This window comes from Paenibacillus validus NBRC 15382 (assembly GCF_004000985.1).
GTDB lineage: Bacteria > Bacillota > Bacilli > Paenibacillales > NBRC-103111 > Paenibacillus_G > Paenibacillus_G validus.
On record NZ_BIMH01000059.1, the window covers coordinates 1 to 21966 of the forward strand.

15 protein-coding genes, 1 pseudogene and 1 riboswitch are annotated in these 21966 nt (G+C 54.1%); of the genes and pseudogenes, 4 read left to right on the top strand and 12 right to left on the bottom strand.

The genetic code is table 11. The features are described from left to right. From PVA01S_RS23600 to PVA01S_RS23610, 3 genes and pseudogenes are all read right to left on the bottom strand, one after another. Window positions 1-222, bottom strand: a pseudogene (locus PVA01S_RS23600) (hypothetical protein); the annotation flags it as partial. Between the two features lie 70 nt (window positions 223-292). Further along, window positions 293-4840, bottom strand: a complete 4548-nt coding sequence (locus tag PVA01S_RS23605; protein ID WP_244933033.1) for an S-layer homology domain-containing protein — start codon at window positions 4838-4840, stop codon at window positions 293-295. A gap of 152 nt (window positions 4841-4992) precedes the next feature. Then, window positions 4993-5211, bottom strand: a riboswitch (cobalamin riboswitch). A gap of 129 nt (window positions 5212-5340) precedes the next feature. Further along, window positions 5341-6957, bottom strand: coding sequence for a methyl-accepting chemotaxis protein (locus PVA01S_RS23610; protein WP_127610042.1), 1617 nt, complete (start codon window positions 6955-6957; stop codon window positions 5341-5343). Window positions 6958-7450: 493 nt separating this feature from the next. Here PVA01S_RS23610 and PVA01S_RS23615 point away from each other — a divergent pair, with 493 nt between their 5' ends. From PVA01S_RS23615 to PVA01S_RS23625, 3 genes are read left to right on the top strand one after another with little or no spacing between them, the layout of a single operon-like run. Next, window positions 7451-8512 (top strand): ABC transporter substrate-binding protein, encoded by a 1062-nt coding sequence (locus tag PVA01S_RS23615; RefSeq protein ID WP_127610044.1) that lies wholly within the window; start codon window positions 7451-7453, stop codon window positions 8510-8512. Between the two features lie 7 nt (window positions 8513-8519). Then, window positions 8520-9299, top strand: coding sequence for an ABC transporter ATP-binding protein (locus tag PVA01S_RS23620; protein ID WP_127610046.1), 780 nt, complete (start codon window positions 8520-8522; stop codon window positions 9297-9299). Between the two features lie 4 nt (window positions 9300-9303). Then, entirely contained in the window at window positions 9304-10095 is a 792-nt protein-coding gene (locus PVA01S_RS23625) for an ABC transporter permease (protein ID WP_127610048.1), read from the top strand. Between the two features lie 81 nt (window positions 10096-10176). Here PVA01S_RS23625 and PVA01S_RS23630 read toward each other — a convergent pair whose 3' ends face one another. Beyond that, window positions 10177-10638, bottom strand: a complete 462-nt coding sequence (locus PVA01S_RS23630) for a DinB family protein (protein ID WP_054798036.1) — start codon at window positions 10636-10638, stop codon at window positions 10177-10179. Between the two features lie 183 nt (window positions 10639-10821). Between PVA01S_RS23630 and PVA01S_RS23635 the strand changes: the two genes are divergently transcribed. Next, window positions 10822-11901, top strand: coding sequence for a lactonase family protein (locus PVA01S_RS23635; protein WP_127610050.1), 1080 nt, complete (start codon window positions 10822-10824; stop codon window positions 11899-11901). Between the two features lie 206 nt (window positions 11902-12107). Here PVA01S_RS23635 and PVA01S_RS23640 read toward each other — a convergent pair whose 3' ends face one another. The 8 genes from PVA01S_RS23640 to htpG form a co-directional block, all read right to left on the bottom strand. Continuing rightward, a complete protein-coding gene (locus tag PVA01S_RS23640) occupies window positions 12108-12986 on the bottom strand; it encodes a MetQ/NlpA family ABC transporter substrate-binding protein (RefSeq protein WP_127610052.1) in 879 nt (292 codons plus the stop codon). Window positions 12987-12998: 12 nt separating this feature from the next. After that, a complete protein-coding gene (locus tag PVA01S_RS23645; protein WP_127610054.1) occupies window positions 12999-13661 on the bottom strand; it encodes a methionine ABC transporter permease in 663 nt (220 codons plus the stop codon). Then, complete coding sequence (locus PVA01S_RS23650; protein WP_127610056.1) at window positions 13654-14421, bottom strand: methionine ABC transporter ATP-binding protein; 768 nt, start codon at window positions 14419-14421, stop codon at window positions 13654-13656. The genes PVA01S_RS23645 and PVA01S_RS23650 overlap by 8 nt, the downstream gene beginning before the upstream one ends. Next, window positions 14418-15485 carry an LLM class flavin-dependent oxidoreductase gene (locus tag PVA01S_RS23655; RefSeq protein WP_230876029.1) on the bottom strand — a complete coding sequence of 356 codons (1068 nt, stop codon included), beginning with the start codon at window positions 15483-15485 and terminating at the stop codon, window positions 14418-14420. The genes PVA01S_RS23650 and PVA01S_RS23655 overlap by 4 nt, the downstream gene beginning before the upstream one ends. Next, window positions 15482-16948: a 4-hydroxyphenylacetate 3-hydroxylase family protein gene (locus PVA01S_RS23660; RefSeq protein ID WP_127610058.1), complete on the bottom strand. Its 1467-nt coding sequence runs from the start codon at window positions 16946-16948 to the stop codon at window positions 15482-15484. Before PVA01S_RS23660 ends, PVA01S_RS23655 begins: the two co-directional genes overlap by 4 nt. After that, window positions 16902-18407: a 4-hydroxyphenylacetate 3-hydroxylase family protein gene (locus PVA01S_RS23665; protein WP_244933034.1), complete on the bottom strand. Its 1506-nt coding sequence runs from the start codon at window positions 18405-18407 to the stop codon at window positions 16902-16904. The genes PVA01S_RS23660 and PVA01S_RS23665 overlap by 47 nt, the downstream gene beginning before the upstream one ends. A 17-nt stretch (window positions 18408-18424) precedes the next feature. Beyond that, entirely contained in the window at window positions 18425-19495 is a 1071-nt protein-coding gene (locus tag PVA01S_RS23670) for an LLM class flavin-dependent oxidoreductase (RefSeq protein WP_127610062.1), read from the bottom strand. Between the two features lie 277 nt (window positions 19496-19772). Continuing rightward, window positions 19773-21653, bottom strand: coding sequence for a molecular chaperone HtpG (htpG, locus tag PVA01S_RS23675; RefSeq protein WP_127610064.1), 1881 nt, complete (start codon window positions 21651-21653; stop codon window positions 19773-19775). Window positions 21654-21966 lie beyond the last annotated feature (313 nt).

Genomic DNA, 21966 nt, shown 5'->3' on the forward strand with positions numbered 1-21966 from the left:
CTCCGGCTTGGCGGCATCCGGCTCGGCCTGCCCGGACGCCGGCGGCTCCGGCGGCTTAACCGCCGCTTCCGCAGGCCGGGCTGCTTCTTGCGAAGCAGCGTTGTCCGCGGCCGCCCCTTGCGCAGGGGGCTGCGAGGCGGCGCCAGCAGATGGCTGCGCTTGCGGCCCACAGCCGGAGAGAGCGGTCATCACGGCAATTCCCAGCAGAAATAATCGATACATCTAGGATCCTCCTGACATGAAAAGGAAAGAAAGAGCCCCTTGCGAACAGGGCTCTTTTCATCCTCACCGATTACGGCTTTTTTGTCAATTCATAGGCTCTTACCGCTACGACCGCAGCCATCTCGCGTGTTGCCGAATCCAGCGGCAGGAACCGTCCCGCTTCGTCGCCTTCCATCAGCCCTTGCTCGCGCACGGCTTGAATGAATGGTACGGCATCCGGGTACGATTCGCTCATATCGATAAATCCGGCGGAATCGGCGCCTGTGGCTTGCAATTGCAGCGCTCTTGCCAGCATGATAGCCATCTCCTGACGTGAAATGGCGGCATCCGGAGCAAACCGATCCGCGCTTACGCCCTGCACGATGCCCTTCGCCACCGCTTTGGTCACATAGCCTGCGTACCAGGCATCCGGAGCGACATCTGCGAAATCCGTCGTTGCTTCGGCCAGAGGCGCTTCGCCCATCATCCGCAGCAGCATCGCGGTAAATTGTACGCGGGTCACTTTTTGTTTAGGTTCGAAAACGGGTACCGATCCGCCCGTCCCCTCCATGATCCGGTAAATAGACGCCTTCTGTACGAACGGCAGCGCCCAGGAGGCAATGTCCGTCTGGTCGGCGTAGACCGGGGCGGCAGGCACCTGCCGATCAAGATTCACATAGGCTTGGTACGCTCCCAGCGCCATTAACGCCTGCTCCGTAGCCATGACCTCCGCTTCCCCTCCGCGTTCATGAGGGAAACCGCCGTTACTCAGCTGCAGCCCGAGCAAGCAGGCCAGCATGCTCTGCTTGCCGGACTTGAAATACGGGCTGTTCACCGGGTCGGTTCCGCTTACCGAGAGACCCCAAATCACTTGCGCTGTACTTTCCGCATTCTCCACACCGTTCAGGGCAAAGCCGCCGTCCGGGGACTGCACGGAGCCCAGCCATTTAACCGCCCTCTCCATGGCGGCTTTCACATCCGTCCGCTCTTGGTAAGGGGTAAGGGCAGCCAGCGCCGCAGCCGTTAAGTCGGGATTTCCCTGCTCGCCCTTCACAAGCGGCCAGCTGCCGTCCGCATTCTGCACGTCGAGGATCCACTGCGCCAGCTTCCCGGTCGTCCATTTCGCATCGGCCGGAATGCGATAAGCGCCTCCGTTCAAAGCCAGCAGCGCATAAATCGGGCCGTTGCTTCCCTGTACTTCCATCCGCTCGTTATTATAAATACGCTCGATCAGATTGAAGCCGCCTATCGATTCCGGATTGCCGCCTGCCGCCTGTATGCTTAGCGCCAATCTTTCATAGTCGGTGACGTTCCGGAACTCGCCGTTCTTCTCCTTCAGCTTGGCGGAAGCCAAAGCGAGGTAATCGTTTGGAACGGCCACGCCGGCTCTGCTCAGCGCATAGGCCGACCAGTCGCTCAGCTCCACGCCGCCCTTCAGCCATTGGGCCGCCCGTTCGATGGAAGGTCCGACGTCTATGCCCGCAGCCGGCGCCACTTTGGACTTGTCGATAACCGCGAATTTCGTAAAATGGTTCACCCATCCGGTAACCGTTCCCGTCTCGGCATCAATGACGGCCGGAATCGGAATCCATTGCTCCGTCTGCTCATCCAGCCACGCCAGCGCCAACTGATCCAGACTTACCGAGGCAACCGGCGTTTTAATCGAAATTTGTACCGGTGTATCAAAGGACTGACCCTGCGGGCCGAACTCATACATCGAGGAAACGAGCTCGTTCCGCCCGGCCGAAGCCGAAGGAAGCTCGCTGACCGTCAGCTTCGTCGTTTCCTTAAGTGCACCGGCCGGAACCTGGAGCTGAACCTCCGCTTTGGCGTCGGCAATGACGGTTTCGGTATCGGCAGCTGCCGCTTTTTGCACGTTCACCGTATTGGCCGCCAAGTCCTTCTTGAGCGTATCGGCGGCATTCGCCGTCATTTTCTTGTCTGCGTTCAAGACAATGGCCGGCTTCGCGATCTCATGGATCGGCTTCCGGTTGTTATACGGCATCTCCAGCTTCTGAACCACATCGGCAGCCGCCGGGACGGTCGGCGCCACCGGTACCCCGACAGCGCCCGTTCCTCCGGTACCCGCGCCGGCATTCAAATCCTTGCCGCCGTCCAGCGTATAACGCCACGCCACCGTATCGCCCGGCTTCAAGGACGTGGAATCCGCCCCTGTGCTCAGGTAGGTGCCGTTGACCGCGTACATCCAGCCGCTTAGCGGCCCCCGGTCGAATTCCCGCAGTCCGTCAATGCCTTGGACGTAAGCCGTCGAGCCCGAGCCGGACGATTGAACGCGGCCTGCGCCCAGGGCCCGGATCAGAATGGAATAAGGCGTGTCGCCGCTCTGCAAGGAAACCGAGGTCGAAGGCAGGATCGTCCCCATGCTGCTGTCCCCGGTTACGGACACATATACGACCGGATTGACGACAGGACCCGTTCCTCCGTCTGTTCCGCCCCCGGTTCTCGGTTGAATCGTCACCGGTTGCGAGGTATGTACCACTTTCGGCGCCTCACCGGTCACATAGCCCGATATATCGAGGGTATAGGTTCCTGCAGGCAATCCGGCGAATGTGGCGATGCCTTCACTGCTTGTTGTGGCGGTCAAGCTTCCGATCTTCACTTGAATGCCGGCTGCGGGAGAAGCCGGCTTATTGTCCGCGAGCGTCTTCTTCACCGTAACGGTGAACGATTCGTTAGCCTTAGGCTGTGCAGGATTCAAGGCAATCGAATCGACCAAATACGTCGACGAGTTCCACTCCGCGTCGAATCCGCTAATATAAACGACCGCCCGGTCCCCCGGCTGCAGCGTATATTGATCCGCGCCGACCATTCCCGGATTCCACTTGCCTTGGCGGTAGATCGCATAGAGCCAAGCCCCGGCATCAGCGCCGACGGATTGGATGTACGTTCCGAAGCTGGCGTGTTCAAGCTCGTAAGGAACCTGGTTGGCATCTAGAAGCCGCACAACGCTTTCCAGCAAATTCGGAGAACTCGCCTTCCCTTCGGCATAAGTGCCTGAAGCTCCTTCAATTTGAATCGCCGCCGTTCCGACCTGAATCGTCTTGGAATCCTTGACGATCTTCGGCGCAAGCCCGTCTTGATAGCCTGTTACAACCGCTTGATAGGTGCCGCCGGGCAAGCCGGACGGGAACAACGCGTATCCGTTTGCGTCCGTCTCCACCTTACGTCCGCCCAATTCTACATAAACGCTGGCGGCAACCGTGACGACCTCGTCCCTTGTAACGCCATAATCCCATACCGACCGATAGACCTGAACCGTTACTGCCTGGCCTTCAACCGGCATCGCCGGCTCCACCTTAATCGAATCCACCAATGCGGTACTTATGCCTGTATAGTACAAATAAATGTCATCGCCGTTACGCAGGGAGTAGTCAGCCATGCCCAGGTTATTCGTGCGGGCATAATCCCAGGAGCCCTGGCGTTTGACATTGTACCCCCACCAGGTGCTGTAGTCGCTTTTACCGGAAATTCCGTTGATCGTATGAATGAAATGGCCGTCGCTCTCTTGAAAAGGAACCCCCTGCGCATGCAGCACTTGAGCCACAGCCTCATAGGCAGTCCCCGCAACGGCGGAGCCTTCGGCGATCGTACCGGCGGGGCCTTCCACATGAACCGTCACGCGAGCTGCGGCAGGCGCTCCGCCCCCTGTGGTCAGGATCGCCTCATACGATCCGCTGTCACCGTTGACAGCCGTATGGAAGGCCGCCAGCGCCACAAGCGATTGCACCGTGGCCCATCCGTCGGAAGAACCGCCGGCCACATGGGCAAATCCGCCGTCGCCTTGCCGGTAACCGAATAAATAGGTAAGCGGGTTGCCGTTCGCCTTCGCGAAGCCTGAACTGCGCGCGTCGAGTCCGGCAGCGGACAACGCGAGAATGACCTGTGCGGTGCTTTCCGCATTTTCCCCATACTCCGAAAATCCGCCGTTCGCTAATTGCTGCGAGGACAGCCATTGAATGCCGCGGTCCATCGCCGGCCGGACACCGGTGTGCGCGGTATGAGCGGCCAGGGCGTTCACAGCAGACGCTGTAATGTCGATGCTGCTCGGCCCTCCGGCCCCAAGCGGCCATCCGCCGTCCGCATTTTGCTGCGCGAGCAGCCATGCCACGATTTTATCGGGATTCCACTTCGCGGTTAACGGAATGTGATAAGCATCGCCGCTCAAGGCCAGCAGCGCATAAATCGCGCCGTTCGTTCCCTGGGCAGTCAGCACATCGCTGTTATAAATGCCCTCAATAAGGTTGTACGAACTCGACCCGGCCGCGATCTGCTCGGGGTTTCCTCCGGCCGACTTTACGCCTAACGCAATCCGGGCATAGTCCGTTACCTTGCTGTAACGTCCGCCGTTCTGCTGAAGCTGCTCGCGGACGGATGATAAATACGAAGCCGGCACCTGCTTCCCGGCTGCAGCCAGCGCATAAGCATCCCAATCGGAAAGCGCGCCTCCATTCGCATCCAGGATGTAGCCGGCCGCATCGTCTATAGCCTGAGGAACCGTGACAAGCCCTCTCCCCGCTCCATCCGCATACGCAGGCGCCAGCCCGCCAAGCATGGATATGAGCAAGCACCAGCTTAGCAGGACCATGCTTATCTTGTTGATCCATCTGTTACTCTTCATCTGTTGTCCTATTCCCCTCTCTTGAAACTGACCTTCCTTAAACTAAAAAAGCACCCCTTCTCTATGAAGGGATGCCGATACGCATGAACCTGCAGGCAATATTACGTTCCTGACGGATTGCCGTTCCCCCTTCTCCTAATTTCGCGTAGGCGACGGTGTTCTCGGGTTAGACAGATATCCTGACTTGCGGATCGAAGCCGGACTTCCGTCATCCCAACCGCCCCCCTAAACCAACTGAAGGACAGTGACATCATGGAAGCCGCTCCCCGCTTACAGTGGCGCGACCGTGCCGGATTCTCACCGGACTTCCCTGTTCGCCGAACGCCGGCATGGCTAGCCCCCCGTTCGACATCTACCCGAGCAAATGATTCAATTATGTACAAAGAATAACACGATCCCCAAGCATCGTCCAACTATTTCTTGCGGGCCAACCGCCCGCGGTCCTGACGCGGGGCCTCATCCCGCCGTACGCTCGATCCACTCGCTTACGGCGGGCGGCTTCAGGATTCCATCACAAACCGGCCGGTAATTTTCTGCAGATTTCCGGAAATGCTTTTGAGCAAATCCGCTTGCTGCGCAATAAGCTCGGTAGCCATGTGATGCCGTTCTCCGCTGCTCGCCATCGCTTGGGCGGACGCAGTGAACTGTTGAGAAATATCCCGAATCGCCTGCATGCTGCTTTCCATCGAATGAAGCCCAAGCTGAATTTCACGCATCTCCGCAGAATGCGCGGACGCTTGCTCCGCAGTCAGGCGGCACTTGTCGGCCACAAGGCGAATCATATCGCTCAATTGGCCAATCCTTCGGATTCCCCGTTCTACGGCAAGCCGTTCCGCTTTCACCGCATCCGCGGCTTCTTTCGATTTCAGCGCCATATTGTGCGTCAGCCCGATCGCGCGTTCCGCTACCTCATTGGATGTAACGGCAAGCTTCCTCACTTCGCCGGCAACGACCCCGAATCCTCTGCCTTCTTCGCCGGCCCTCGCAGCCTCAATCGCGGCGTTCAGCGCGAGCAGGTTCGTCTGTTCGGCAATTTCACGCATGTACAAGATGAACTCTCTCATTTCTTGCAATTGCCGCTCCAGCTCTTCCATCGAGCTCACGCTCCGCTTGCTCGTTTCCTGCAGGTCATTCATGTCATTGCGCAATTCCAGCGTCTTCTCCAGCCCGGCATGCGACGATGTCCGGGCCTCCTCGGATATCTTGCCCGAAAGCTCCATGTCTTGACCGGCCCGGCTGACTCTGTCGTGAATCTGCTGCATCCGGCTGCCGTTAAGTTCGATGAGCTGCAGCTGGTCATTCGCTCCCGCGCTCACTTCCTGCATGCTCGCTACCAGCTGCTCAGCCGAAGACAGCAGCTGCCGAATTTCGTCGGCCTGCTCGGACCCGATCTTATTCACGGTGGAGGAAGCCTCCCTCATGTCGGACAAGATCGCTCTCATCCCTATCACAATTTTGTTGATCTCAAACGAAACTTGTCCGAGCTCATTGCGCCTGGAGCCTGCCGAAGCGGGCATCAGCTTGCCGGAAGAAATGGCTTTCATGCGGCCCATCCAGCTCTTCAAGCTTTGAAGCACCGTTCGATGAAAATACAAGCCCGTCCCGGCGAACGCCGCCAGCACAAGAAGGCCCGCCGCGGCGCGTTCCCCCCACGAATCGGCCAGCCCGAGGCCGCCTAAAGCGATCAGCAATGGAATACTGTAAACGGTGTACCAGGTTGCCTGAAAAGATAAGGATTGCACGATCACACCCAGCCGCAAATTATAAGGCGAAGCTCCCGCCCCCGGAATGTTCACAGGAGTCGAAACATCCAATATAACCTCACCGGTGTTACGGTGGTAAATTTGAGCTAACGGCTTGTCCGTTTGCGCAGCCGCCAAGCCAACGACATCGTTGAAGACCGTCCCCTCGCGCAGCCGGTTTGTATGCAGAACGGATAGTCCGTGATGCTCGACGACCAGGAAGTATTCATCATTTTGAAGCAACTGGTCCAATAATACCCGAATATCCTCTGACCGTTCGGACCATGCGTGTCCTTCCAAGAGCTTGCCGATCTCTACAGCGGCGGATTGCACTTTGGCTATTGCGCGGTTTTCCAGTTGTTTAGGTATGTTCATGTCGAAAGCCCCCTTAGAATTAATGTAAGCGCTTTAATAAAACTTTACATGGATTTGATCTTTCTGTGATAGCTCTGTGCGTGAAGTGTTAAATTAAAAGCATGAAATGTTAAAAACCAGCAGTGAACGGCTTGTCTTCCGGGCTCGCTTACATGCTGCACCCGGCATGATCTTTCAAAAGAAAAAGAGGCCCGTCCGGACTCCTTTCACCCTACAATTGGAATAATAAGGTGTCCCGGTTCATGCTCAGCTGCACGAAGGGCATAGCGTTATTTTTCATGTGGCCAATTTCCCTTATCTCAAGCTAGTTTTCATCACTTCCGTATTAAATTGAGTTATGGTGCGGGTATTCGTGTACACTATGCTTCCAAGACCTGTTCAAATCCAATATTATGACAAACTGTTGAAGGAATTATTTTACAGAAGGATTCCTTCTCCGAAGTGTCGAATCATGTAAATTTCGCAGTTTAAATCGCATTCAGGAGGGTACAAAATGAAAAAGAACTTCGCACTGCTACTTGCGGCCATGCTGGTCATGGTTGCGGTTCTAGGGGCTTGCGGCAAAAAAGAAGAAGCTCCCCAGGCGGCGGGCTCCGCACCAAAGGCGGAAGTCAAACCCGTCAAACTGGAGATCGGGATGCTGAAACTTACCAGCTCCGCTCCACTGTTTATCGCCATGGAAAAAGGCTTCTTCAAAGAAGAAGGAATCGAAGCGAGTCCACGGTGGTTTGAAGCGGCCCAGCCGATCGCCGTTGCTACCGCATCGGGAAGCGTGGACGTGGGCGCTACGGGAATTACCGCAAGTCTTTACAATATGATCGCCGGGGGCCAGAAGCTGCTCATCGTCGCGGATAAAGGAAGAGAGCAGAAAGGCTATTCCTCTTCCGCTTTACTGGTACACAAAGATTCTCCGGTAGCTTCCATCCAGGATTTGAAGGGCAAAAAGATCGGTATTACCCAAACCGGCTCTACGTTCCATTACATGGCCGGCCGTCTGCTGGAAAAGTACGGCCTGACACTGGCCGACGTAGAACTCGTGCCGCTCGGCAAAGTGAGCGCGATGATGGAAACACTGAAGAGCAAACAGGTGGACGCCGTGCTCCTCAACGAGCCTAATATTACAGCCGTTGTGAAGGAAGGCTATGGGAAAGTCATTGCGCAGGTGGGCGACGAAATCGAATACCAGACGTCCGGTCTCTTCTTCTCACAGAAATTCGCGGACAATCGTGACGCAGCCGTTCGCTTCATGAAGGCGTACGTCAAAGCGTCCCGCTACTACTACGATGCGGTGCTCGTGCAAAAGGACGGCAAACCTCAACCGGGCGCTAACTATGACGAAGTCATCAGCATCATTGCCAAATACACCGATCAGCCTGCCGACAACATCAAGCTCGGTCTGCCTTACATGGACCGTGACGGAAAGCTCTTGGCCGAAGACATCAAAACTCAGGTCGAGTGGTACTTGAAAACTAAAATGATCGAACAAGCGGTGGACTACAAAACCATCGTCAATACGGAATTGCTTGACGAAGCATTGAAAACCGTAGGAAAGTGAGGACAGCATGAGAGTCGTCGTCGACGGAGTCACCAAAACGTTTCGGGACAAAAAAGGGCGGGACGTCACCGCCCTCAGCCAGATCGACTTCGCCATCGACCGGGAGGAATTCGTCGTCCTGGTCGGCCCTAGCGGCTGCGGGAAGTCAACGTTGCTGAACATCGTGGGGGGACTGCTGTCCCCCACCGATGGAAGCGTTTATTTCGAAGGACTGTCCGCGGAGCAGAACGATCCGCGTCTTGGGATCGTGTTTCAGGAGATTGCTCTGTTCCCCTGGCGTACGGTGTTCGAGAATGTGGTGTACGGCCTGGAAGAAATGGGGCTGGGCAAAAGCGAGCTGAAGGAAAAGGGGCAGTACTACCTCGACATGGTAGGGCTGACCGGCTTCGAGCAGGCCTATCCTAAGCAGCTCTCCGGCGGTATGAGGCAGCGCGCAGGCATTGCGAGGGCGCTTGCCATCGAACCGGATCTGCTGCTCATGGACGAGCCGTTCTCCGCTTTGGATGCGCAGACCCGCACCCTGATGCAGGAGGAGCTGCTCACCATCTGGAACCGCACGAGACTGAGCACGCTGTACGTCACCCATAATATCCAGGAAGCCGTTTATCTGGCCGACCGCGTGATCGTGCTTTCCCGTCATCCCGGACGAATCAAGGAAATCATTCGAATCGACATGCCGAAAACAGGCCGGGACGATGAGCAATACCGGATTCAATTCGACGATTACGTCAAACAAATTTGGAACCTGATCCGGCATGACGCCCAGGACGCGCTGAAGGAGGGTTAGTCAAGTGGGAGAAACGAGAAAACATATTAAAAACCGGGTGGCGTTTCTGGAGCAGAAGGTTCCCGGCTACGCCTCCGTGGCCGGGATTGCCGCGCTGCTCATAATTTGGGAAATTGTTTGCCGGTTGGAATGGGTCTCCCCTTTGTTCCTGCCTTCACCGACGGGAATCGTTGCGGCGGGCTGGGAACTGCTGACTCAAGGCGATTTGCTGCAAAACACGGGCGCCAGCCTGTACCGTATCGTGCTCGGCTACTTGCTTGGCGCGTCCATCGGCATTGTGATCGGACTGCTGCTCGGCTTTTCCCGCTGGGCGGAGGCGATGGGAACCCCCATCCTGTTCTCCCTGTATCCGATCCCGAAGATCGCCCTTCTGCCGCTGATCGTACTTTGGCTCGGCATCGGCGAGCTGCCGAAGGTGACCATTATCGCGCTCGGCGTCTTCTTCCCCGTCGTCATCAACACATTCTCGGGTGTGAAGAATGTCGATCCGATCCTGATTAAAGCGGCGGTCAGCTTCGGCTCCAACCATATGAACGTGATCCGCAAGGTCATTCTTCCCGGCGCGCTGCCGGTCATTTTTGCCGGGCTCAAGCTGGCGGCCGGCACGTCCCTGCTGCTGCTCGTCGCCGCGGAAATGATTGCGGCCAAGCAGGGCATCGGCTCGATGATCCTGCACTACGGCAACCTGATGATTACGACCAAGCTCATGGTCGGCGTCGTGGTGTTATCGCTGCTCGGCCTCCTGTTCAACCGCAGCCTGCAGTGGCTGGAGAACAAGCTGCTGCCTTGGAAGTAGCCTGCCGCAAAAACTTGCGTGCGGCAAACAAAAGCCCGATGGAATGTACGTGACATTCCATCGGGCTTTTTGTACGGTCCGCTACGACTGAGCGGCTACCGCTTTCTTCAGAGCCATGATGTAACCGGCATGGGTCGCCTCGTGGCCGATACTGAACATCAGCACTTCATCCAGGCGGGTGAACTCCTTAAAAGCTACCGTAAGCTTGTCATTCAGCCGCCCTTGAAGGCGCTGACGGTGCCGTTCGGGCTGTTCCTCCAGAAGTTGGCGCAAGGCCGCAAGATCCGGCGGCGAGGTTTGCCAGTCGGCCGGCTTCGTGCCGTTGACGAACAAGCTCGTCAGCTCCTCCGGCAGCTCAAGCGGTTCTCCGAGCAAGCGGAAAGCGAGCCGTTCTTGGGTCGTCAGAATATGCCCCAAATGCCAGCGGATGTTGTTGTTGAATCCGTTCGGCACCACATCCGCCGTCTTTTCCGATAATTCGGCCACAACAGCCAGCGTGCGGCTCCGGTTAAGGGCAAGCTGACTGAAGACGATTGAATCCATGCGATCGATCCCTCCCAGGATGAAGATGAATGAAGCCCCGCGTGTAACTTCATTCCATTATACCAGATGAAACGATTATCCGGTAATAATAGTACGGTCAACAGCCGCTGGAGCTCATTTGCCAGCCGCATGCGGATTTGCGATAATGCGTATATGACAGAATGAACCGGAGGGTGAGTTTCGATGGAGAAGAAGAAGAAGGTCCTCGCTTTCATCGGGTCCTATGCGGACTCCGCTAATCCCGGGCTATACGCCTGCAGGTTCGATACAGATACCGGAAGTCTCGAGATCGTCGATCAAGCTTCCGGGCTGCAAAACCCGACTTTTCTGGATGTGGATCAAGACCGCTTGAAGCTGTACGCCATAACCGAGGGGACGGACGCTAAGGGCCAGCGCTGCGGGGCTGCCGCCGCTTATGATATCGACCCTTCCACCGGAACGTTGTCGTTGTTAAACAAGGAGCTGACGGTGCCGTCCCCGACTTGCCATATCACCTTGGATCATACCCGCCAGTGCATCATGGTGTCGAGCTATCACGGCGGCATGATCGGTCTGTCTCCGGTGAAGGAGGACGGACGGGTGGGGCCGACGGCTGACATCCATCAGCACAAAGGGGCAAGCATCCTGCCCGTACAGGACCGGCCGCGTGCGCACTCCGTCTTCGTTGACCGCTCCAACCGCTTTGCCGTCGCTTCCGACCTGGGCTTGGATCGCCTCATGATTTATAAGCTGGATGTCCCGGCCCGCCGGCTGATTCCTCACGGGGAAGTCCGGATTGCGCCCGGGTCAGGCCCGCGGCACTTTGCGTTTCATCCGCAATTGCCTTACGGATATGTAATCAATGAGCTCAACGCAACCATCACCGGATTCTCGTATGATCAGGAGCAAGGGGCGCTGCATGAAATCCAGACCGTCTCTACGCTGCCTGACGCTTACGAAGGAGACAATGCATGCGCCGATATCCACATTTCTCCCGACGGCAAATTCCTGTATGGCTCCAACCGCGGACATGACAGCATCGCGGTTTATGCGATCGATCCGTTCACGGGGAAGCTCGCTTTAGTTGAGCATGCCTCCACGCTCGGCGGACATCCGCGCAACTTCGCGCTTTCGCCGGACGGACGGTTCTTGCTGGCGGCCAACCGGGATTCCAACAACATCGTAACGTTTAACCGGGATGCGGAAACAGGGAAGCTTCTCCCTGCCGGGCCTGTTCTGGAAGTGTCCAAGCCGGTCTGCATCAAGTTTGCTGCATGGGATTGAGACCTGTGCACGACAGGTTATCCAAGCCCTTCGCTCCTGCGGAGGGCTGTTTCTTCTTTCGGTGGCCCCGCCCCCTATATCCCGCATTCTTCATTTTAGCGGGGAGCATATTGCGGGAGTTTGACCCGGAAATATTAGGTCCCAAGGCCAATATTAAAGCCCGGGAAATTGAAATTTGATGGGTGCGCCGGCTTCAGTAGGCTTCTTTATTTTTGGTAATCGGGTTTGACGAAGCCTTGAAACTTGGTTTCCGTCACCTGTTTAAATTCTGCCGATTTGTAGGCTTCCAGGATGTCCTTAACAAACGTTTTATCCTTGTCGGCGGCTTTGATTGCTATGAGGTTCATGTATTGATCCGGCGTTTTCTCCAAACCCAGCGCCTCGGTTAAAGATAGTCCGGAAGCTAAAGCAAAATTTCCGTTAATAAACGAATAGTCGGCATCATCCAACGACCGCGGCAGCTGGGCGGCTTCAATCGGCAGAAGCTTGATTTTCTTTATGTACTCGGCAACGTCTTTTTCGGAAACCTTGATCGGATCGTAACCATCCTTCAGCTTGATCCACCCGAATTGCTCCATCATCACTAACGCCCGCGCCTGGTTGGCCGGATCGTTCGGCAGCGCAACCTTCGAATTCTCAGTGACTTCGTCTAACGATTTATGCTTCCTGGAATAAATGCCGATAGGCGCAGTGGGCACTTTGTCCAAGTCGATCAAATCCAGCTTCCGGTCGGTAGCAAAATTTTTCAAATAGATGATATGCTGGAACACATTAGCGTCCAAGGAGCCGTCAGCTAAGGACAAATTAGGCTGAATATAGTCGTTGAACTCGACGATTTTCACTTTGTAGCCTTTCTTTTCAAGAATGGGCTGGATGCCTAGTTTAATTTGATCGCTGTAGGGACCGGCAGTCGCTCCAAAGGTGATTTCTTTCTTTTCATCTGAAGGTTTGCTTGGGCTTGATGGTTGGCTGCTGCCGCCCGTCTTCGAATCGGCCGATGGTTCCGGCGCCTTCTCTTGACCGCATGCGGCCAGCATCAGGGTGAATAACATAAGGGTTATGAGCAAGGACAAAGTTTTTTTCATAGACATGCTCTCCTATCTTTTATCTAATCGTTTGACCAGCGTATTTCCCGTAAATTGAATGATATGAACGAACACAATCAATAAAATGACTGTAAAAATCATGACGTCCGTCTGAAACCGGTAGTAACCGAACCGGATCGCCAGGTCGCCTATGCCGCCGCCGCCTACAATGCCCGCCATCGCCGTATAGGATAAAAGACTTATTGTCGTAATCGTAATTCCCGACAGGATTCCCGAACGTGCTTCGGCCAGCACGACCTTCCACGTAATCTGAAGGGGCGTCGCGCCCATGCCCAGCGCCGCTTCAATAATTCCTTTAGGGATTTCGCGCAGCGATTGCTCCACCAATCTGGACAGATAGGCAATTGAGACGATGGATAAAGGAACGGTTGCCGCTACCGGGCCAATCGTCGTTCCGACAATCGTTCTTGTAATCGGAATAAGAGCTACAAGCAAAATGATGAACGGCAGCGATCGGATCGTATTCACCACATAATTCGTGATTCGAAACAGCGCCGGCCGCTCATAAATTTGTCCGCTGCCGGTAAAATACAGAAAAACACCAATAGGTATGCCGATCAGAACGGCAGCACTTACAGAAATGAGCAGCATAAGCCCGGTTTCTGCGATGGCATGCCCGATTTCCGGTGCTAAGGAGAACAGATTGTCAAACATACGCACCGACTCCTTTCAACACTTCAGGACGGCTTCCAAGCAGCAGCCTGGCGATTTCCGTCTTTGGTTGCTGGTCCCTTCTTCCCAAATCCAGCGTTTCGATAAGGCTTCCCTTCTCCACGACAGCGATTTTTCCGCAAACCTGCTTGACCACCTCCATGTCATGGGAGACCAGCACGATCGTCATGCCGAAACGCTTATTAATGTCGCGAATAAATTCGAGGATGCTGCCGGTCGTTTGAGGATCGAGCGCTGAAGTCGGTTCGTCGCATAATAAAACCTTGGGCTCGGTAGCCAATGCCCGCGCGATAGCCACCCTCTGCTTTTGTCCACCGCTTAGCTGGGCCGGATAGGAGGAGGCTTTATCTTCAAGCCCGACGATCTCCAGGCATTCCTTTACCCGCTTTTCGCGGTCCTTTTTGGACATGCCGGAAATTTCCAGGGGGAACGCAATATTGTCCGCTGCTGTCCGGTTTTGAAGCAAATAAAAATGCTGAAAGATCATCCCGATCCATCTTCTTGCCACGCGAAGCTCCCTCGGCGTACATTGCGACAGATTCTGGCCGTTTACAATGACCGACCCGGTAGACGGCTTCTCAAGCAAATTCATCATCCGCAAAATCGTCGATTTCCCGGCGCCGCTTTGCCCGATAATTCCGAATATTTCCCCCTCCCCCACCTCCAGAGACACGGGAACGAGAGCTGAGAAATCGCCATCTTTCGTTCGATACGTTTTACTGACCTCTTTTAATGTAATCATCGGGCATCCATCCCTTGTTTGATAAATGACGTAAGCGGCAATACGTAATCATGAAAACGAACAACTTCTTCCAGCGGAAACCGAAATGCGCTCAGCAGCATGTGAACGCCCGCGCTCTCAAGCTCCCTGATCTTTTGCGCGATCTGGCTGTAGGAGCCGACCAGCCCCGTGCGGAAGCCTTCGTTATTGGCGACAAAGTCGCTGACCGTCGAGGCATTGCCCCACATTCCTTTGGCGCCCTTCGCCTTTTCCTGAAAACCCCGAACAGCGGCATGATCGGCTTGCTCGAGGATCAACCGGTATTCTTCCTGCGCCTCCTGTTCCGTTGCTCTTGCGATGACGAACGCATTGACGGCAAATCGGACCGTTCTGCCGTAGGAGGAGGCGATTTCCCGAACCTCTCTAATCTGCTCCTTGATTTCATCCAGCGGCGCACCGTTAATGAAATACCAATCGGATAACCGGCCGGCCATACTGCGAGCCGCTGGGGAGTTGCCTCCCTGAAATATGGCGGGGTAGGGTTGTTGATAGGGGGCAGGCCGGAGTCTTCCTTCCTTGATTTTGTAATAACGGCCGTCGAAGGTAAACGCTTCTTGCTGCCAAAGCCCCTTCAAAATTTCAATATACTCTTCCGAGCGTGAATAGCGCTCCTCATGCGCAATCCAAGGTACGCCGAACATCTCCTGCTCTTCCTGAAACCAGCCGGTTACCAGGTTTACATGCCATCGGCCCGAGCTGATATGGTCAATGGTCGCCCCCATCTTGGCCAAGGTTACCGGCGGAATAAACCCCGGCAGCACGGCGCTGATGAACCGAATTTGGGTGGTAGCGGCGGCCAACGCCGCAGCCAGCGTGACCGGGTCGAGTTGACCGTTGGTAGAATCTCCCCCGCCTATACCGCCAATATAACGAACGGGCAGCAAAATTGCATGGTAGCCGAGACGGTCGGCAAGCTGGGCGAGCTTCAGGTTATAAGCGAAGCTTGCTTCCTTATCCTGCTCGATTCCGGAACGGAGAAATCCGCCGGCAATATTCGAGCCCCAGACAGAAAACTGCATACTCATCTTGCGCTCACCTCATTCAGGGGCTGGCCGATCAGCTTCCAAACCGGGTCCGTGAGCCTTGTCTGGTCATACCCCAAATACTGCGCCGCATAAGCCCGCACCGGATCGCCGGAGTAAAAAATCTCATAAAGCTCGTGGCGGGAGCCTAGAGGACTCGCAATCAAATCCCATGCCAGCTTGAACAGCCTCACGCGTTCTTTCGCAGGGCTGGATGCTCCGCGGTAATATTTTTGCAGCAGCGGACCTAGCGGACCGTCCAGCTCCGCAAGCGTGGAAGGCGTTTGCATCAAGCCGCCGGCACATATATGCTGCAAAATACCGATCGCCCGCGGATAGTAACGGCTGCCCAAATTGCGGGCGGTCGTTAGAGGCTCGATGGCCGGAAGCCATACTCCGGTATCAGCGTCCGGCTTCGCCAGTTCTTCGGAGACGGCAAGAAGCGACTTGATCGTGCTCAGCTGCACCAGCAGCTCGCCCAGCTTTTCCTGAACATGCAGATGATGCGTGACCCCGATGGTTGTTGCGACTTCATGGCCGACCGCCGTTACAAATTCCAGCTTGCTGATCAACCGGACTACCGTTTGATGCTGGCTTAAGGCGACTACGGCCGGATCCATCCTCATCTTCCAGATCGCTTCAGGATCGTTCTTGATAAAGACCCGTTCCCAAGGAACAAACACATCATCGAAAATAAGGACAGCATCCATCTCGTCATACCTGGAGCTGAGCGGGTGTTCTTCCGGTTGTTCCGAAGCGAACGGCTCCCGGCATACGAGATGAAGTCCGGGAGCGCCGGCCGAAACGGCAAACATGGACGAGTAGAGCAAGTCTTCGGACGATCTTCGATGGAACGGGTAAATGAAAATTTCATCCACATAGGGGGCGGCTGTGGCCACCATCTTGGCGCCTCTGACCCAGATGCCGTCGCTCGTCTCTTTCACGATCCGCAAGTAGGCGTCCGGGTCGGGGGAATCGGAAGGTCCCTTGGAACGGTCTATTTGCGGATCGTGAAATGCTGTGGTGGACATCCAGTCCAAGTCTCTGCTCTGTTCAAAGTAACGGGTGATTTTATCTGCAAAATGGTCCGAAGCCCCTCCCAGCCGGTTTCGGCTTGCATACCATCCGGTCAGCAGAGACCGGGAATATTCAGATATCCGGCTCATCATCCCGAAGGTCGCGTCCGACCATATCCGAAAAGCCTCATGGCGGTGCAGAATATCTTCCTTGCCGTAGGGAACGAGAAAGGCCGCGTTCACCCGTTTGCCGGTAGCCGGGCTGGTAAAGGTCAAAGCATCCCGGGTTTCCGGCTGCTCCTGCAGATCGATCAGAGAAGCGACGGTGTCCACCGTTCCCTTAAAAGCGGGATGATTCGGAACATCCGCTACATCCCTGCCATTCACCCACACCTTTCTTCCGTCATAAAGTCGTGCGCGATAGCTGCTGCCCGGCGATTGTCGATTCATCGGATTCCGCCTCCTTTCCATAATGAGTTTGCCGGAATGTCCGCATCCGACTCTCCAACTCGGATTTATCGGCGTTTACATATTGATTGGCATAAGTGCGTACCGGATCGCCCGCATAGAACCGTTCGTACAGTTCATGACGGGAGCCGAGCGGACTCCCGACCAAATCCCACGCCAGCTTGAACAAGCGCACTTTATGATCCGCATCGAGCTGTTTGCCCGCATAGTAAGTCTTCATCATGTCTCCGAGCGGTCCGTTCAGATCCTCCAGCTTGGACGGAACCTGCATGAAGCCGCCCGCCCCGATCAATTGCAGAATATCCAAAGCCCGGGGATAATACCAAGCGCCCAAATTTCTGGCTGTTTCAATCGGCCCCAGCGAAGGAAGCTCAATTCCTGCATCGGTGCGGCTGCTTTGAATTTCGGAAGCGAGCAGGAGCCCCTTGATGCTTTCCACCTGAATAACCAGCTCTCCCAGCTTTTCCTGAACATGCTGGTAGCTGTCGGCTCCGATCGATTGGGCGACTGCAACCGACACCCCTGTGACAAACTCCAGCTTCGCCAGCAGTCTAACGACGGTTTGATGGAACGCGAGCGCCCCGGCGGTCCGGTTCATGCGCAGCTTCCAGACTCCGTCGATGTCTCCCTTCAGAAAAACGTGCTCCCAAGGAACCAGCACATCGTCAAAAAACAAAACGGCGTCCATCTCATCATATTTTTCACTTAGCGGATGATCGCCGCCGCTAAGGGAGGCGAAGGATTCTCTGCATATGATGTGCAAACCGGGGAGATTAGCGGGAACAATCAGGAAATGGGCGTATTCCCGCTCGGTTTCTTTTAGCCGATAGTACGGATAAACGAGAAAATCATGGGCGTAGGGGCCGGCTGTTGCAATCATCTTGGCTCCCCGGACGACCACCCCTTCCTCCGTTTCTTTGACAATACGCAGCACGGAATCGGGATTCCGGTGCTCGCCCGCGCTTTTGGTCCGGTCGATCTGCGGGTCGAGCAGCGCAGTCGTCAGAAATAAATCCTGATCCCTCGCCTGTTCGTAATACCGCGATATTTTATCGGCGAAATGCGGATCCAGCGAAGTGAACTCGTGCCGCGCCGCATACCAGCCCGTCACCAATGAACGGGCAAATTCGGACAAGCGGCTCATCACGCCGTGGGTCTCGGTCGCCCAGTAGGAAAACGCGGCACGCCGCCTTTTCAAATCCTCCCGGTTTGCAGGCACCAAAAATGCATGATGAGCATAAGTACCGGTTTCGGCATTTCGGAACCCGATTTGCGCTTGAATTTGCTTGTCGTCCAACATGTCAAACAAATGCTTGATCGTCGTTAACGTGCCCTGGAACGACGGGTGTGCCGTCACATCGTCCAGACGCTGCCCGTCTATCCAAACGTTTCGTTCATCTCTAAGGCTTTGAATAAAGCGTTCGCCTCGTGTCAGTGTCACACCGGACTCCCCTTTCATTATGCCAAACTGACGTTGCCCACTCGTTGATTTCTGAATTGCGGCAGCAATAATTGCCCGACCCGTTCGGCTTCTTCCAAATGGGGGAACCCGGAAAGTATAAAATGCGTGACGCCGATGTCGATATACTCCTGCAAGCCTTCCCTGACCTGTTCAGGATTTCCCACGACGGCCGTACCCGCCCCTTTGCGAACGCGGCCGATGCCTGCCCATTTGTGCTTGCCGAACCGGTAATCCCCTTGCAGCAGCCGGTTCATTCTCTGCTGGGCCACCGAATCGGCCTCCCGGTAATACTCGCTCATTCTTAGCTCGACCGACGGGTCAATGTCGGAAACGAGCTTGTCGGCGGCTTCCCACGCTTCCTTCTCTGTGTCCCGGACAATAACATGAATGCGGATGCCAAACTCCAGCGTTCTTCCATACTTGCCGGCCCTTGAACGGACATCCTCGATTTGTTCGGCCACCTCCCGGGCATCTTCCCCCCACTGCAAGTAGACGTCGCCGTATCGGGCAGCCGCCTCCTTGCCCGCATCCGAAGACCCGCCAAAATAGGCAGGTATTTTGGATTGAATATTGCGGGGGACGAGCTGAGCATCCTTTAAGGAGAAATAAGGCCCCTCATAATCTGTCTTCTCTTCTTCCCAGAGCTTCCACAACACCTCCATAAAATCTTCCGTTCGTTCATATCTCTTATCATGGGGAAGGAAATCGCCGTCCTGCCCGAGCTCGCTGGGCGAGCCTCCGGTGACAATATTAATGTCAATTCTTCCGCCGCTGAACCGGTCCAGCGTTGCAGCCATTTTGGCGGAAAGCGAAGGCGCGATAAAACCCGGACGGATCGCGATTAACGGACGGATGGTAGAGGTATGATGAACGACAGCCGACCCGACCATCCAGGAATCCAGGAATGGAGTTCCTACCGGAATTAAAATCCCGTCAAACCCGGCTCTTTCCGAAGCCCTCGCCACTTCGACGATATAATTCAGGTTCGGTTCCCTCTCCGGTTTCTTCAATCCGATCCGTTCTCCGTCTCCGTTGGTCGGTGTAAACCAGGAGAAATGCAGCTTCATATAATCCCCCTCCGAGAATAAAAATGGTCCGGCACCGCAGCTTGCAAACCGAGTAAGCTGTCTGCCAAATAGCAAAAAAGACACAATACGCCAACGGCCATATTGTGTCTCCAGTGATCCGGTAGACAAAATTCAGATATATTTCATCATTATTCCTATAATTATACTTTGGATTTTGTAAATTTCAAGCATTTTTTATCATTGCTGTAAAAGACAAATAACCCGTACCGGCTTGCGCCAGTATCGGGTTACTTTCGTTGCTGATTTAATTACCGTATCAAACCATGATTTTGCAAATATCATTGGTGAATTCTACGGGATCCTGAATCGGCAAGCCTTCGATCAGGAGTGCCTGATTGTATAACAGGTTGGTGTATAGATTCAGTTTCTCTTTATCTTGTTCATATGCGGCTTTTAAGGATTGAAATACCTCGTGATTGACGTTAATTTCCAAGACCTTGTCCGCTTTTACATCTTGGGCGTTAGGCATGGCCTTCAATATTTTTTCCATTTCTATCGTTAGCTCACCCTCCGTAGACAGGCATACCGGATGAGTTTTCAGTCTCTTAGACGCTTTGACATGCTTCACTTTGTCCTTCAGAATATCTTTCATATGTGCAAAGAGGTCCTTGTTATCGTTCTCTTCTGCATCGGCTTGATTTTCATTAGCTTCGGATTCAATGCCTAAGTCACCGCTCGATACCGACCTGAATTGTTTATCTTTATAGGTCATGATCATTTTGATGGCGAACTCATCGATATCATCGGTAAAGTACAGGATTTCATAGCCCTTATCGGCTACCAGCTCGGTTTGCGGGAGCTTCTCAATTCTTTCAAGCGATTCGCCGGAAGCATAGTAGATGTACTTTTGATCCTCAGGCATTCTCGATACGTATTCATCCAGGGTGACCAGCTTCTTCTCCTTGGAGGAGTAGAACATCAAGAGGTCCTGCAGCACTTCTTTATTTGCTCCGTAATCGCTGTATACCCCATATTTCAATTGTCTGCCAAACGATTTATAAAATTGCTCGTATTTCTCTCTTTCATCGTTCAACAAGCTTTGCAGTTGACTTTTGATTTTGTTCTTAATGTTCTTGGCGATCAGACTTAATTGTCTGTCATGCTGCAGCATCTCCCTCGAAATGTTCAGCGATAAATCTTCGGAATCTACCATCCCTTTGACAAAGCTGAAATAGTCAGGAAGCAAATCGGAGCATTTATTCATGATCAGCACGCCGTTGGAATAAAGCTCTAGCCCCTTCTCATATTCCTTCGTGTAATAGTCGAACGGCGGATTCTCCGGGATATAGAGGATGGCCTGGTAGACCACAGCACCGTCGGCACTAATATGGATATGCTTAAGCGGCTTATCGAAACCATACCGTTTTTCCGTATAAAAATTGTCATAATCTGCAGCTGTAAGCTCGTTCTTATTTTTTCTCCAAATCGGGACCATACTATTCACGGTTTGTTCTTCGTAATAATCCTCGAATTCATTTTCGCTGCCTTCTGTAGGTCTCCGGCCTTTCAGATCCATCTTGATGGGGTATCTGATGAAATCAGAGTATTTTTTGATAATCGCTTTGAGCCGGTACTCTTCCAGATACTCATCATATTGATCCTCTTCGGTGTTCTCTTTAATTTTCAAAATAATGTCCGTACCTACCGCGTCTTTCTCGCACGGCACAATGGTATATCCGTCCGCACCCCTGGATTCCCACTTGAAAGCCTCATCGCTGCCAAGAGCTTTGCTGATGACCGTAACGACATCGGCCACCATAAAAGCCGAATAAAATCCAACCCCAAATTGACCGATGATATTGTGCCCGTCTTTCAATTCATTTTCTTTCTTGAATGCCAGTGAGCCGCTCTTGGCAATAACCCCCAGGTTATTCTCAAGCTCCTCCTGCGTCATACCAATCCCCGTATCGGAGATGGTTAATGTTCGGTTTGCCTTATCCGCCGTTACTTTGATGTAGTAATCTTCTTTGTTAAATACCAATTGATCATCGGTTAATGCTTTGTAGTATATTTTGTCAATGGCGTCACTGGCATTCGAAATGAGCTCTCTCAAAAATATTTCTCTCTGTGTATAGATGGAATTAATCATCATTTCCAGTAATCGTTTCGATTCTGCTTTAAACTGTTTTTTGGCCACGATCAGGTCCCCTTTCCCTATATAAATCATGAAATACTTAACACGGCTAACGATTAGCACTCCAATCATCAGAGTGCTAATCCTTATTTCTATATAACACATACGAATTTTGGGTGTCAATATGTTGCTGCATGAAGATGGGCCAAAGTTCTTCGAAGCGGTGTTTACCGGGTTATCCATATATTTGTGATTGAACCATTGACACTGCCGCATGATCCGGGCGAACATTCTCTCAGGCTCGATCTATTAAGCGCTGAACAAGATGGAGGAGGAAGGCCTTATTGCGGCTGAGGCGGAAGAGCGTACAGGTGCG

What these genes read in the sequence shown, in the direction of transcription:
- PVA01S_RS23650 (WP_127610056.1), bottom strand. Translation starts at nt 14,421, where the DNA reads ATGATTACATTAAAAGAGGTCAGTAAAACGTATCGAACGAAAGATGGC.
- PVA01S_RS23630 (WP_054798036.1), bottom strand. Translation starts at nt 10,638, where the DNA reads ATGGATTCAATCGTCTTCAGTCAGCTTGCCCTTAACCGGAGCCGCACG.
- PVA01S_RS23655 (WP_230876029.1), bottom strand. Translation starts at nt 15,485, where the DNA reads ATGAGTATGCAGTTTTCTGTCTGGGGCTCGAATATTGCCGGCGGATTT.
- PVA01S_RS23660 (WP_127610058.1), bottom strand. Translation starts at nt 16,948, where the DNA reads ATGAATCGACAATCGCCGGGCAGCAGCTATCGCGCACGACTTTATGAC.
- PVA01S_RS23615 (WP_127610044.1), top strand. Translation starts at nt 7,451, where the DNA reads ATGAAAAAGAACTTCGCACTGCTACTTGCGGCCATGCTGGTCATGGTT.
- PVA01S_RS23670 (WP_127610062.1), bottom strand. Translation starts at nt 19,495, where the DNA reads ATGAAGCTGCATTTCTCCTGGTTTACACCGACCAACGGAGACGGAGAA.
- PVA01S_RS23645 (WP_127610054.1), bottom strand. Translation starts at nt 13,661, where the DNA reads ATGTTTGACAATCTGTTCTCCTTAGCACCGGAAATCGGGCATGCCATC.
- PVA01S_RS23635 (WP_127610050.1), top strand. Translation starts at nt 10,822, where the DNA reads ATGGAGAAGAAGAAGAAGGTCCTCGCTTTCATCGGGTCCTATGCGGAC.
- PVA01S_RS23620 (WP_127610046.1), top strand. Translation starts at nt 8,520, where the DNA reads ATGAGAGTCGTCGTCGACGGAGTCACCAAAACGTTTCGGGACAAAAAA.
- PVA01S_RS23605 (WP_244933033.1), bottom strand. Translation starts at nt 4,840, where the DNA reads ATGAAGAGTAACAGATGGATCAACAAGATAAGCATGGTCCTGCTAAGC.
- PVA01S_RS23610 (WP_127610042.1), bottom strand. Translation starts at nt 6,957, where the DNA reads ATGAACATACCTAAACAACTGGAAAACCGCGCAATAGCCAAAGTGCAA.
- PVA01S_RS23640 (WP_127610052.1), bottom strand. Translation starts at nt 12,986, where the DNA reads ATGAAAAAAACTTTGTCCTTGCTCATAACCCTTATGTTATTCACCCTG.